We start from the raw sequence: 13164 nt of genomic DNA, 5'->3' as shown, positions 1-13164 counted from the left end.
AAAATCGTTGTGTAGAGACGCAAAATTTTGCGTCTCTACATGCCAAAACAATGTCGAAAAATTCTATCCCTGGCAGTATGGGAATAAAGATGTCATCCTTCAACCTTTATTTGACTCTTCTGGGACAATATCTACTAATAGCTTGCGATTGTTACGCAAAATAGTCAGTTGCGATCGCACTCCGACACGTTCTGGTGTTAAAAACTTCTGCAAGTCTTCGATTCCGCGCAGTGGGGAATTATTCAGACCAACTATGACATCTCCTTGCAGCAAACCAGCTTTTTTCGCCGGACTGTTTGGTTCAACGTGCATCACGAAAATACCAGTGTCTACAGCTAATTCGTTAAATAGCATGATGCGGCGGGAAATTTGGACATTTTGTCCACCGATACCAATGTAACCACGCTGGACTTGACCATACCTCATTAAAGTCGGGATGACCATTTTGGCTGTGTTAATCGGTACTGCAAAACAAATTCCTTGCGCCGCCATAACAATAGCAGTATTTACACCAATAACTTCACCGTGGGAAGTAACTAAAGGGCCACCAGAATTACCCGGATTTAAAGCAGCATCAGTTTGGATAATATTTTCAATCACCTTACCAGAACGGGATTGAAAAGAACGTCCTAGTGCGCTGATCACTCCAGTCGTCACTGTTGTTTGAAAACCGTAGGGATGACCGATCGCGATCGCTAACTGACCAACTCGTAAAGCTTGGGAATCACCAAAACGTGCAGCGATTAAATTTGGTGCATGAATTCTAATGACTGCCAAATCTGTATCAGGATCATCACCAATCATTTCGGCGTCGTAACTGCGACCATCAGAGAGTGTAACCTGAATTTTTGATGCACCGTGTATAACATGACTATTGGTAAGAATATAACCATCCTGAGTGAAGATTAATCCAGAACCATTGCCACGTACTTCTTGAGTTAAAGGTTGATAATTGCGCCCACGTCCTGTCATCCATTTTTGCACATCAATATTAACAACCGTAGGACTAACTTTTTCCACTACATTGATAACAGCTTGCGAATAAGCATCAAGAAGTTGTTCATCAGTTTTTGGGTTGTTTTGTGGCGATCGCGAATCATCAGGGGCAAAATTATCGTTTGATACCCATCCCAAATTTCTGAACATAATTTGTCAATCCTATCATTTTACAGGCAGAGATCAAGTGAGGAGGTGGGAGTGTGGAGAGTTAAGAGGACAAGAGAGAAAACAGAAAACCAACCACTAACCACCAACAACCAACCATCAACTATGTCCTTATTTCCTGATTCTGACAAAAATTTTGTGGTTTTGACAAAGGGATCATTTTGTGAATTGGTTTTGCGATCGCAATAAACCTTAGTGTCTTCGTGTCTTGGTGAGTCCACTTGCCGTCTTGGCGGTTCCCGTCACGATGGCAAGGTGGCGAACCCGAAGGGTGTTTCAAAAATCATTTATTCACCACCAAGTCACATAGACGCGGTAGCGGCTTCCCGCAGGGTAGACACTAAGAAAATCTGTTTTTCAGGCAAATTAAAATCTCAAACCGACACCACCTTGCAAAGAGAAAGTTGTACCACCACCCCGCAAAGCATCAAAGCCAATAATGGCATTACCAAAAAGGACAGTATTGCTATTAGGTACAACATAATCAATACCCGGCTGCAAGGCAAAGCTAATTTTATTACCAACCGGTGAAGGCGTATCACCACCAGCAAAAATTAGCCCAGCCCCTAAATAAACATCAGTTTGCCAATTTAGGGGAAAATCATAGGAAACTGTTGGTACGATCGCTATGTTATTAGCCAAAAAAGCTTGACCGCGAAAGGAAACTGGTGTTTCCAAAAGTTTGTAACGGAAGGCTACAACCCCACCAATTTGAGTACCATCTGCAAAACCAACCGCAGGCCCAACACCCACGTAACTACCATAGGCTGCTTGAGCATGTGCTGGTTGGCTAAATTGGCTCAAACTTACAATTGAACTAGCCACAGCCACAAACACAGATATTAAATACTTAAGACGCTTCATTTGCCGACTCTCCTCACACTGATTTTTGTTGGTAGTTGGTGGTTATTAACCATGCCCCATACCCCATGCCCCATGCCCAATCCTACGGACACCGGGGATGAATACCACCTTGAGTACAAATGTAAGCTAATTGCTTGGGATCTAAATTTCTTACTTGGCTAAAATCCACTCCTTTAACTACGGCAGATTGTGAACCTGTGGATGGAGTTTGGACAAATTGATCGGCTGGATCTTGTTTTGCAGGTAAGAAAATAGCGCCTTGAAGATCAGCTTCTGTGAGATTTGCTCCTCGTAAATCAGCAAGACTTAAATCGGCATTCCGGAAGTTGACACCCGTCAAATTAGCAGAACGCAAATTAGCATTGGTTAAGCGAGTTGCACTGAGATTGGCATTGCTGAGGTCTGCACGTTGCAAATTTGCGCCTGATAAGTCTGCTGCTTGCCAATCAGTTTTGCTCAAGTTGGCAAAGGGTAATTGTGTACCAATAGCAATGACACGACCCAAGCGAGCAGCATATAAATCAGCATCGTTAAATATAGCTTCGCTCAAATCTGCCCCGGTAAGGCTGGCATTTTCTAAAACTGCACCACTGACATCGGCTCCCATTAACTGAGCGCTGCTCAAGTTGGCATTAACCAGACGTGCATTAGATAATTTCGCTCCCTTGAAGTTAGCGCGGCTAAAATCTGTACCTACCATCAAGACACGGCTGAGATTAGCTTCGCTGAGATTGGCTTGTTTAAGTTGAGCGCCATTTAAATTTGCAATCCAATCATCGAAGGTATCCCAGCGTCCATCGTCACCTACTCCCCGGAAGCTACTGCCTTTGAGACTAGCAAAGGAAAGATTTGCTCCTTTGAAATTGACTCCTGATAGATCAGCTTTATCTAGTGCCAAGTTAAATATAGGACGATCTGCGGCACCGTATTGAAACAATTGAATACGACTGAGGTCGAGGTCGTTAACTTTAGCACTATTAACTGCAATAATTTTGTTAATTACCTGCTGATTATTCTGCAAGTGCTTCTGTCGCAATTCCCGTTCGGGAGATGGATTGCTGGTTGATTCTAAATCTTCAGCCAAAGACTGATTCATGCGTTTTAAATCAGGGATGGCTGGGAGGCCGATATTTGTCAAAGCCCGCTCTATAGTCTCGATTTGGCTAGGGTCAGTTTCTTTAGCCAACAGTTCTACAAGGTATTTGTTGGCTTGGGGGTCATTGAGAGTACCCATTGCCAAAATAGCATTACGGCGATCTGCATTGCTGACGCCAGAGTTAGGACTCAATTGCTTAATCAGGGCAAGGAACTGTTGGCTATTACGCTGCTCGGACAGTCGTTGATTTTGCTGCGTTTGTATGTATACTTGAGTACCGACTAAAGTTGTCAATACACCAGCCATACTCAACAGTGCGATCGCCAGTAGGGTCATACTAGGATTACGTTGCAACCATTCCCAAGGATTAGCAGGCGGTTGCGTCCTGTCTGTGATCACAACTGAGGCGATCGCAGCGTCTTCATCTCCTGTTTCTGTCCACTGAGTTTGCTTTTGTTCCTCTAACTGCGCCGTGAGCGGTTGATTCGCGTCTATGGCGTAAGTACCTGCAATCACGTCATGGAGTGCGCGTCTTTTTCGCAATGGTAAGCCTCTGGCTTCTAAAAGCATCATTAAAGCAGACACAACAGTGAAAACACCTAAGTTAGGGAAAATTGGGCTGTTGCGCCAGATCATATAAGCGACAGATAAACTCAGAGTCCACCGCCCAATAACTTCTCGAAGTAAAACAGCCCCCACACCAGGAGGCTTACCCTGAGAATTGACAATCCGCACACCAAACCAGCGTTTGGGAAGGGTGCTACCTGTTTTTGCTAGTAGAAGCAATTGCCAAGCAGAAAGTGTTAGGGGCGCTAGTATTGCTACTGTCCACAAAAAATTTGTCGGCCATGCAACATTACGAGTGCCGTAGCTTAGAGGCAGAGCTAGGGGACGAGCGATTTCTCTTTCTGTTACAATCAATACAGGATTCAGTGGCACTCGGTTAAGATCAGTTCTAGTGTTCAGATATGCACCAAGGCTGAAAGGAACTAACCCACTGATCACTACTAGCGTCATTTCCGTTGCCCAGGCGGCTACACGTCTAGTAGCCAGAGGTAGTAATTTGGGTTTACCTGGTTCATTTGACTGACTAGAACTAGATTGATCATTACTTCTCCTCACAATTGGGGTTGCCATTGCAATATTTCCCTTGAACTTTTATATATATGCCGCTCTAGGCGTGTCAAAATATACTATTTTTTGCGTTGCGAACTACTAGACACAATAAATTTGTATCCGAAATAAACTAGTCCTGCCAAGAGTGCCAAACTAATTGCAGAAGCAACAAATTTAAACACTGCTTGCACCACCGCCAAGCCTAATAAAACACCGACACTCCCAACGACTATTTTTCCCGTTCCAGATAGGGTATTAAACCAATTCGACAATTGTCGTAATTGCGAATTTACACTGGAAAAATTAGGCACAGACGACTGCTCAACTTGTTGTGACTTGGTTTTTTTCTTAGAAGACGAATCAATTTCTGCCTCCAGTTTGCGGAGACGTTGTTGTAAGTCTTCTTCAGGTTGAGGATTCATATTGTTTTACCTCAGCTAGTAAACTTATTCAACTAAACCCCAAATATATCTGATCGTTAACTGTTGTCTTAGTGATTTTAGCGAATGTTATTGGCTTGCTCAGAACGCGATCGCCAGTGGCAGTAGCCAGAAGTTAAAAAGATTATATTATTTAACCTTTGTACTTAATTGTTGCTCATTTCATTATTTTGGCTGTAACGTCATAGGATGTCTTTTTCAGGTACTTATATTTAAGTAATTAATTAAAATTTATACCAATTCTTTTGTGGAACAAAAGTGAATTTGCGGTCGTCTATAAATTCAGAATATTATGTATGAATATCGCTCTTGATTAAGAGAGAGCAAATCACATCATAAATTATGAAGACGTATAAATTATTTAATATTTTTTCATTGGTTCTAGCATTAACAGCAAGTTTGCTACTCAGTAATGCTAAATCTGTGATAGCAGATATGGTGACTATCAATCCTGATTTCCAACCAGATCCAATGGTTCTAAATGGTAAATCTGGCGGTTCAAAACCTAGTGATTGCGGTAACATCGCTGCTACACCCAATCAAGTTATTGAAGTTACAAAGCCAATACCTTACTTAAAGCTTGCAGTCACAAGCGATGGTAAACCAACTTTGTTAGTCGAAGGGCCTGGTGGACGTTTTTGTGTTTTACCAGATAATTATTCTGGAGACAAACCAGAAATTTCCGGTTTTTGGCAAGCTGGTAAATATCTTTTGTACGTTGGGGAACTAGTCGATGGAGAACATACATATACCCTTTCAATTTCCCAACAGAAAAATTAGTAATAGTCATTGGTCATTGGTGAATGGTCATTAGTCAATAGTCATTAGTTATTCTCCCTATCTCCCTTGTCCCCCTTGTCTCCCCTCACCTCTTGGGCGTCATATCACCCAATTTAATTAGCAGTGCGATCGCCATACTTACAACCAAAATTAATATCATACTCAACGCTGAACCAAATCCCCAATTTTGGGTAGCGCCAAGGAACTGGTTATAAACTAGGCGTGCTGCTGTACTACTTGAAGCACCACCTAGTAATTCTGGGTTGATAAAATCTCCTAAAGCAGTTATGAATACTAAGAAAGAAGCTGCTGCTATACCAGTGAGAGTTTGAGGTGCGGTAACTTTCCAAAAAGTTTGTACAGGATTTGCACCCAAGTCAGCTGCTGCTTCTAAAAAACGTTTGTCTAATTTTTCTAGAGATGCATATAAAATCAATACCATGTAGGGTAACAAACTATAACTCATACCAATTAAGACAGCAGGACTACGATTAAGCAAATCTAAAGTCGGTAAGCCTAAACTATTTAAAACTGTGTTCAGTAAACCTGTGGGACGTAAAATCGCAATCCAAGCGTAGGTACGAAGTAACGAGGAAGTCCACAACGGTAAAACAAAACAAATTAAAAGTAAATTTCGCCAGCGCTTCGGTACGATCTGCGCGATCCAATAAGCGACAGGAAAACCCAAGATTAAACATATAACTGTAGTTCCAACTGCAAAAGATAGCGATCGCCTAATCACTCGCAGATACAAAGGATCGAACAGTCGAATATAGTTATCAAAACCACTAGGAATGACTAAATCACCTGGTCGAATTCCAGGTACTAAACTTAATTCTAAAATCAACAGCGTTGGCAATACTAGTAAAAGCAACAACCAGATTCCAGAGGGTGCAAGTAATGCGAAAGGTTGTAACCAGTTTAAATTTGGACGCCATTTAGGAACTGGGTTAAATTCACCTGTGGAATCAATTTGAGAAGAAGGAATTTGAGTAGACACGGTTGTGAAGGATGAAGGATGAGAGTATTAATTTTAATTCTTCAGTCTTCTGTTTTTATGCACTAGTTAATGCAGTCCAATAGCGATCATATACTTCTTCAATATTTCCCAAAGGGGTGATGCGTTCACACTTTTCTAGTATCGACTCTGGGGGAAATATATTAGGATCATTTTTTATTCTTTTTGGTAATAACTCGAAAGCAGCATGACTCGATGTTGTCACCCAAAGACGTTGGCTAATTTGTGCTGCTATTTCGGGTTGAAAAATAAAATTAATCCAAGCATAAGCTGCATCAATATTGGGAGCTGTGGTTGGAATTGCAATTGTATCTGTCCAGAGTGAAGAACCACTTTTAGGAATAATATATTTAAATTTAGGATTTTCTTGAGTAATTTTCACCGCGTCTGATGAATAACACATTGATAATAATAAATCTCCCGCCAAAATTTGATTGCGCCAAGCATCTGTATCAAAGGCTGCGATCGCAGGTTTGAGAACTTGCAATTTTTCATAAGCTTGTTTAATTTCACTTTCATTTTTAGAATTGTAGGAATACCCCAGCATCTTCAACACAGCCCCCATCACTTCTCGGACATCGTTCAACAAAGTGATTTTTTTGTTGAGTTGCTGTTTGTTTTGCCAAAGATATTCCCAATCTTCAGGTGGATTTTTGATAATTTCAGAATTATAAATTAAACCTGTTGTTCCCCAGTTGAAGGGAATACTGTAGCGGTTATTGGAATCATAACTAGGATTTTTAAAGCGAGGAAATAAATTATCTAACCCAATTAACCGTTGATGATTTAGTTCTATTAATAAACCCTTATTCGCCATTTTTTGCACCATATAATCAGAAGGGTAAATCAGACTATAAGTTCCGCCACCACCAGCTTGTAATTTATTGAGCATGACTTCGTTAGAATCATACACATCTGTAAATACTTTGATACCAGTTTCAGCATTAAAAGTTTTAAATAATTCTTGTTCTACATATTGTGTCCAAGTATAAATATCTAATTGATCCCGTGAACCTTTACTATTAGAATTAGCCCGCACTTCAGCTAGTCTCCAACCACAACTATTTAAAGATAAGCTAGAAAGTAATGCTAAGTGTTTTAAAAATAGTCGTCTTGTAGTCATTGGTCATTGGTCATTGGTCATTGGTCATTGGTCATTGGTCATTTATTTTCTGGTCTATTGCCAATAGAATTGAGATATGAGTTTAATTTGGGTGCTAATTCTTCGATGATGGGTTTGAGCGTCTCTACTTGTTCAGTCGTTAAAAGTTTTCGACTATAGGCTCGTCTTAACCAATGTTGAGTATCGTATAAAGAACCTCTCGCCATTCTAATAAATCGTCGATTATCTTGATAACTTCCTCTACCTACACCTTCTGCTATATTCGCACCAATACTATCTGTTGACCGTATAATCTGTTTACCTATAGTATCTTGTGGTAACAGTTTCCAATTATTAATGATTTTCCAAATTTCATCAGATAAATTTTCTGATAATTGATAAACCTGTAAATCTTGAAAACGCTTTGTTACCATTTTCGTATTACAAAAATCTTTGATTAATCCTCATTTTCATTGATATTTTCTTATTTGTCATCACCTCATAAAGAATAACCAATCACCAATCACCAATCACCAATCACCAATGACAAATGACAATTGACTATTGACTATTGACCAATTACTAAACAATCATTTTCTGTCCACCAAGCATAGATGGGGATATCAGGATTTGGTAAGCTACCAAAAGTATTAGGTTGCACGACGGTGATACATACGCCTTTTTTTAATTCAACAACATAATTAACGTGAGTTCCTAAATACATAACGTTCACTAATCGCCCTTCAAAGCAGTTAGCTTGGACGCTTGGTTGATAAAGTGAAAGCTGAATTTTTTCTGGACGCACGCTTACTACTACTGTTTGTAATAATTCAGCAGGTGTATCAACAAAACGAGAGACTGTTATTTTTAATCCTGTTTTTGTTACCACTTCTACAGTGGATGTATTGACTTCTGTAATTTCGCCTGGAAATAAATTTGTATCACCAATAAAATCTGCAACAAATGCTGTTCGGGGATTTTCGTAAATTTCGTTGGGTGTACCAATCTGCTCTATTTTGCCATGATTCATTACGGCAATGCGATCGCTCAAAGATAGGGCTTCTTCTTGATCATGCGTAACCATAATAAAAGTCAAGCCCAATTCTTTGTGTAAATTCGACAGTTCCACCTGCATTTGTTTACGCAGTTTTAAATCTAACGCCCCTAATGGTTCATCCAATAACAACACAGCTGGACGGTTGACTAATGCTCGTGCTAATGCTACACGTTGTTGTTGACCACCAGAAAGTTGACTAGGAAAGCGCGATCGCAAGCCTTCCATTTTTACTAGTATTAAGGCTTCTTTAACTCTTGTTTCGATTTCAGCTTTACGTAATTTTTTTAACCGCAATCCAAAGGCGATGTTATCCCAGACATTCAAGTGGTTAAACAAAGCGTAACTTTGAAATACAGTATTAACTGGTCGGCGATAGGGAGGAACATTAGTCATAGACTGACCCTGGATCAATACTTTACCAGCATCAGCTCTTTCAAATCCTGCTATTAAACGTAGCATGGTTGTCTTACCACAACCAGATGGACCGAGAATACTAAAGAATTCCCCTTGTCTAACATCCAAGTCTATTCCATGCACTGCTGGCTCTTGGTTAAAAAATTTAAAAACATTACGTAGTTCAACATCAAGGGACTCAAAAGCCATTATTTCCTCTTGGTTTTGCGTCACACTATGGGCCATTGTTATTATTTGGAAATTTTACAAGCATTGGGCATTGGGCATGAATCAGTTAACAGTTAACAGTTACCAGTTTAATTTGATCACTGATCACTGATAAGTTGTCCTCCTTGTCCACCCCACGTGCTACAACGTGGGGGACCCGCAAGGGCGCAGTGGCTCCCCGTGTCCCCAAAGAATAAACTAGTTGACGGTCGGAACTAAATATTACATTTGGGTTTATTGTACCTGGCAAAAAAAGTTTATATAGAGATATACTTTTTAGGTTATTTGTCACTAAATCCCTGAGCATATAAAAGTATTATTATATACAAATAATCATAATCTTGGAATTGATTTTTGTTTTATGTCTTTATTACAATCATCTGGCATTGGTATTAAAAAAGATACGCGCACTGTTGGACGCGGCTATCAGTCTATATTTTTAATCATATTTACTCTGTTAACTGCGGCTGGAATTGAGGCTCGTTTGGCGTATCTCCAAATTAAGGAAGGAGCAAAATTTCGCGCCAAAGCTGAAGCTAACCGAATTCGCATGATTGACAAACAGCCAGAAAGAGGTAATATTTTTGACCGCAATGGTAAGTTACTAGCTACAACTCGCTATCCTCATTCTGTCTATTTATGGCCAATGGCTCATACTAAACCTTCTTGGTCTGTTGTTGGTCCACGTCTATCGCAAATTCTCAAAATTCCTCTAGAAGATATTGAAGAAAAACTAGAAGAAGCGGGTCCCGGTTCTTCTACTCTCGTACGAATTAGCCGCGATCTCAATGATGCGGAAATTACAGCTCTAAAAGAGTATGAAAACGAACTGTCAGAAGTACAAATTCATACGGAAGCAGTACGCTATTATCCACACGGGAAAGAGCTAGCTCATGTACTAGGATATACTCGCGAATTAACCTCTGAACAATTGAAGAAAAAGAAGAAGGACGGTTACAGACTCGGAGATGTCATCGGTCAGATGGGGATAGAAAAAGCTTACGAAAAAACGCTGCGGGGTGAATGGGGTGGTCAGCAAGTAGAAGTAGACAGAGCTGGACATCCGCAGAAGGTTTTAGGAGAAAAACAAGCCAAACCTGGTAATGATTTGCACTTGACTATTGATTTAAATGTGCAATTAGCAGCTGATAAAGCTTTAGGCGATCGCCAAGGAGCAATTGTCGCACTCGACCCCAACAATGGCGCCATTTTAGCTATGGTGTCTCACCCCGGTTTCGACCCGAATATATTCTCTAAGCAAAAACTCAGCCAAAAGGATTGGGAAAGCCTACAAGGTCAAGCCCATCCTCTAGTTAACCGCGCCCTCAGCGCCTTTCCACCTGCCAGTACCTTCAAAATTATCACTACAACGGCGGGACTGGAATCAGAGAAATTCTCTCCTGATACAATTTTACCAACCTACGGTTCTCTGACTGTCGGTGGTGTAACTTTTGGCGAGTGGAACCACGCTGGCTTTGGAGCGTTGGGATTTCCAGGGGCAATGGCTATGAGTAGTGATACCTTTTTCTATCAAGTCGGCAGAAAAGTCGGTGGTCCCACGCTTATAGAATGGACTCGCAAATACGGATTGGGTCAAAAAACTGGCTTTGAGTTCACCTCAGAAGAATCTAGAGGTTTAGTTCCTGATGAAACCTGGAAACAAAAAGTTTGGAAAACTCCTTGGACTGTAGGCGACACCATAAATATGTCAATTGGTCAAGGTGCTTTGCAAGTCACACCCTTACAATCGGCTATTATGTTCTCTGTAGCTGCCAATGGTGGTTTCCGCGTTAAGCCGCATTTACTAAAAGACCATGAAGAGGCAAAAAGCTGGCGTTCATCCTTAAACATGAAACCTTCCACTATTGCTGTGCTGCGTGATGGGTTACGGAAGGTAGTTACCGAAGGTACAGGTAAGCTTTTGAATGTACCATCAATAGCCCCTGCATCTGGAAAAAGTGGTACAGCAGAAGCAGGTGTCGGTCGTCCCAACCATACTTGGTTTGGTGCTTATGCGCCTTACAACAAACCAGAAATTGTAGTGGTAGCCTTTGGTGAAAACTCAGGCGACCATGGTGGTACTATTTGTGGCCCAATGGTCTTGCAAGTGCTGGAAGCATACTTCCAGAAAAAGTACCCAGGCAAGTATGTTAAATCAGAATCAATTCCTCAAACTCAAAGTTCGGGAGATTGAGTTAAGTAGGGATTATAAAGCGTAGATCATGAAAAAGCTCCTGTTTTTACACAGGAGCTTTTTAAGTATTGATTGTCAGTGATGAAAGACTATAACCTAGTCGAGGTCGTTCATAAACAATACTGGTTCAGTTTCGCGGTCAATACCTTTCTCGAAACCACCAGCAGCAGCACGAGCGCGACCAGCGTGCCACAAGTGACCAACTAGGAAGAAGAAAGCCAATACGAAGTGAGAAGTAGACAACCAAGCGCGGGGGTTGACGTAGTTGAAGGAGTTAGGTTCGGTAATAACCCCACCCACGGAGTTGATAGAACCGTTGGGAGCATGGGTCATGTACTCAGACGCACGACGAATTTGCCAAGGCTGTACGTCGTTCTTGATCTTGTCGAGATCTAGACCGTTAGGACCACGCAGAGGCTCTAACCAAGGACCACGGAAATCCCAGAAGCGCATGGTTTCACCACCAAAGATGATTTCACCAGAAGGAGAGCGCATCAAGTATTTACCTAAGCCGGTAGGGCCTTGAGCGGATGCAACGTTAGCACCGAGTTTTTGGTCACGAACCAAAAAGATGAAAGATTGAGCTTGAGATGCTTCAGCGTTGGTTGGGCCGTAGAACTCGCTAGGATAAGCGGTGTTGTTGAACCAAACGTAGCAAGAAGCGATGAAGCCCATGAGGGATAAAGCGCCCAAGCTGTAGGAAAGATAAGCCTCACCAGACCAGATGAAAGCACGACGCGCCCACCCAAAAGGTTTGGTGAAGATGTGCCAGATACCACCAGCGATACAAATCAAACCAATCCAGATGTGACCGCCAATGATGTCTTCCATGTTGTCAACGCCGACAATCCAGCCCTCGCCACCGAAGGGAGAACGAGCCAGATAACCGAAGATCACAGCTGGGTTAAGTGTCGGGTTAGTAATAACACGCACATCACCACCACCGGGCGCCCAGGTATCATAGACACCACCAAAGAACATAGCCTTCAGTACCAGCAACAAGGCACCACATCCCAAAAGGATCAAATGGAAGCCGATGATGTTGGTCATCTTGTTCTTGTCTTTCCAGTCGTAGCCAAAGAAAGAGGAGTAGTCTTCTAAGACTTCTGGACCACGGATTGCATGATAGATTCCACCAAAACCCAGAACGGCAGAGGAGATTAAGTGTAGTACACCGACCACAAAATAAGGATAGGTGTCTATAACTTCACCACCAGCGCCAACTCCCCATCCCAGAGTTGCCAAGTGGGGTAGTAGGATAAAACCTTGTTCGTACAAAGGCTTTTCGGGAACAAAGTGAGCGACCTCAAATAAGGTCATTGCACCAGCCCAGAAGACGATCAAACCGGCGTGGGCAACGTGTGCGCCCAGTAGTTTACCGGAGAGGTTAATGAGACGGGCGTTCCCAGCCCACCAGGCAAATCCGGTGGTGTCTTGGTCACGTCCGGCTCCCAAAACGCCAGGTCTAGAGAGCGTTACCACGAGGTAATACCTCCTCAGGGAATACAAATTTCTCGTGTGGCTGATCTTGAGGAGCCATCCAAGCGCGGATACCCTCGTTCAGCAAAATATTTTTGGTATAGAAAGTTTCAAATTCGGGGTCTTCAGCAGCCCGCAATTCTTGAGATACGAAGTCGTAAGCCCGCAGGTTTAATGCCAAGCCCACAATTCCAATCGCACTCATCCACAGACCAGTGACTGGTACAAACAAC

The 13164-nt window shown here is 41.9% G+C and carries 12 protein-coding genes and 1 pseudogene; 2 read left to right on the top strand and 11 right to left on the bottom strand.

What is annotated here, in order from left to right:
* Positions 1-99: 99 nt before the first annotated feature.
* From ACE1AT_RS26430 to ACE1AT_RS26410, 5 genes are all read right to left on the bottom strand, one after another.
* Positions 100-1146, bottom strand: a complete 1047-nt coding sequence (locus ACE1AT_RS26430) for a S1C family serine protease (RefSeq protein WP_374873817.1) — start codon at positions 1144-1146, stop codon at positions 100-102.
* A 20-nt stretch (positions 1147-1166) separates the two neighbouring features.
* Positions 1167-1385 carry a hypothetical protein gene (locus ACE1AT_RS26425; protein ID WP_374873815.1) on the bottom strand — a complete coding sequence of 73 codons (219 nt, stop codon included), beginning with the start codon at positions 1383-1385 and terminating at the stop codon, positions 1167-1169.
* 145 nt (positions 1386-1530) lie between these two features.
* Positions 1531-2028 (bottom strand): hypothetical protein, encoded by a 498-nt coding sequence (locus ACE1AT_RS26420; protein ID WP_374873813.1) that lies wholly within the window; start codon positions 2026-2028, stop codon positions 1531-1533.
* A gap of 82 nt (positions 2029-2110) precedes the next feature.
* Positions 2111-4261: a pentapeptide repeat-containing protein gene (locus tag ACE1AT_RS26415; protein ID WP_374873811.1), complete on the bottom strand. Its 2151-nt coding sequence runs from the start codon at positions 4259-4261 to the stop codon at positions 2111-2113.
* A 56-nt stretch (positions 4262-4317) separates the two neighbouring features.
* Positions 4318-4662, bottom strand: a complete 345-nt coding sequence (locus ACE1AT_RS26410) for a hypothetical protein (protein ID WP_374873809.1) — start codon at positions 4660-4662, stop codon at positions 4318-4320.
* A 360-nt stretch (positions 4663-5022) separates the two neighbouring features.
* On the opposite strand from ACE1AT_RS26410, the gene ACE1AT_RS26405 reads away from it, so the two are divergent.
* A complete protein-coding gene (locus ACE1AT_RS26405) occupies positions 5023-5460 on the top strand; it encodes a hypothetical protein (RefSeq protein WP_374873807.1) in 438 nt (145 codons plus the stop codon).
* Between the two features lie 85 nt (positions 5461-5545).
* Here the strand turns inward: ACE1AT_RS26405 and ACE1AT_RS26400 are convergent, their stop codons facing one another.
* The 4 genes from ACE1AT_RS26400 to ACE1AT_RS26385 form a co-directional block, all read right to left on the bottom strand.
* Positions 5546-6460 (bottom strand): ABC transporter permease, encoded by a 915-nt coding sequence (locus ACE1AT_RS26400; RefSeq protein WP_374873805.1) that lies wholly within the window; start codon positions 6458-6460, stop codon positions 5546-5548.
* Between the two features lie 55 nt (positions 6461-6515).
* On the bottom strand, positions 6516-7601 hold the full coding sequence (locus ACE1AT_RS26395; RefSeq protein WP_374873803.1) for a spermidine/putrescine ABC transporter substrate-binding protein: 1086 nt from the start codon (positions 7599-7601) through the stop codon (positions 6516-6518).
* 38 nt (positions 7602-7639) lie between these two features.
* Entirely contained in the window at positions 7640-8014 is a 375-nt protein-coding gene (locus ACE1AT_RS26390) for a four helix bundle protein (protein WP_374873801.1), read from the bottom strand.
* Positions 8015-8148: 134 nt separating this feature from the next.
* The gene (locus ACE1AT_RS26385; RefSeq protein WP_374873970.1) at positions 8149-9282 is read right to left on the bottom strand and encodes an ABC transporter ATP-binding protein; all 1134 of its coding nucleotides are present in this window, start codon (positions 9280-9282) and stop codon (positions 8149-8151) included.
* Positions 9283-9619: 337 nt separating this feature from the next.
* On the opposite strand from ACE1AT_RS26385, the gene mrdA reads away from it, so the two are divergent.
* Positions 9620-11452, top strand: a complete 1833-nt coding sequence (gene mrdA, locus ACE1AT_RS26380) for a penicillin-binding protein 2 (RefSeq protein WP_374873799.1) — start codon at positions 9620-9622, stop codon at positions 11450-11452.
* A gap of 96 nt (positions 11453-11548) precedes the next feature.
* On the opposite strand, the gene psbC is transcribed toward mrdA, so the two are convergent.
* Both psbC and ACE1AT_RS26370 read right to left on the bottom strand, forming a co-directional pair.
* The gene (psbC, locus tag ACE1AT_RS26375) at positions 11549-12934 is read right to left on the bottom strand and encodes a photosystem II reaction center protein CP43 (protein ID WP_374873797.1); all 1386 of its coding nucleotides are present in this window, start codon (positions 12932-12934) and stop codon (positions 11549-11551) included.
* Positions 12918-13164: pseudogene (locus ACE1AT_RS26370) on the bottom strand (photosystem II D2 protein (photosystem q(a) protein)); the annotation flags it as partial. The pseudogene ACE1AT_RS26370 and the gene psbC, both read right to left, overlap by 17 nt.

The organism is Pelatocladus sp. BLCC-F211 (assembly GCF_041928655.1).
Lineage (GTDB): Bacteria > Cyanobacteriota > Cyanobacteriia > Cyanobacteriales > Nostocaceae > Pelatocladus.
Note: the sequence above shows the minus strand (reverse complement) of the source record. Positions and strands in the feature narration are given on the sequence as shown.

Excerpts from the sequence above, each read along its gene's own strand:
- ACE1AT_RS26430 (WP_374873817.1), bottom strand. The coding sequence starts at position 1,146 with ATGTTCAGAAATTTGGGATGGGTATCAAACGATAATTTTGCCCCTGAT.
- ACE1AT_RS26420 (WP_374873813.1), bottom strand. The coding sequence starts at position 2,028 with ATGAAGCGTCTTAAGTATTTAATATCTGTGTTTGTGGCTGTGGCTAGT.
- ACE1AT_RS26415 (WP_374873811.1), bottom strand. The coding sequence starts at position 4,261 with ATGGCAACCCCAATTGTGAGGAGAAGTAATGATCAATCTAGTTCTAGT.
- ACE1AT_RS26410 (WP_374873809.1), bottom strand. The coding sequence starts at position 4,662 with ATGAATCCTCAACCTGAAGAAGACTTACAACAACGTCTCCGCAAACTG.
- ACE1AT_RS26405 (WP_374873807.1), top strand. The coding sequence starts at position 5,023 with ATGAAGACGTATAAATTATTTAATATTTTTTCATTGGTTCTAGCATTA.
- ACE1AT_RS26395 (WP_374873803.1), bottom strand. The coding sequence starts at position 7,601 with ATGACTACAAGACGACTATTTTTAAAACACTTAGCATTACTTTCTAGC.
- ACE1AT_RS26390 (WP_374873801.1), bottom strand. The coding sequence starts at position 8,014 with ATGGTAACAAAGCGTTTTCAAGATTTACAGGTTTATCAATTATCAGAA.
- mrdA (WP_374873799.1), top strand. The coding sequence starts at position 9,620 with ATGTCTTTATTACAATCATCTGGCATTGGTATTAAAAAAGATACGCGC.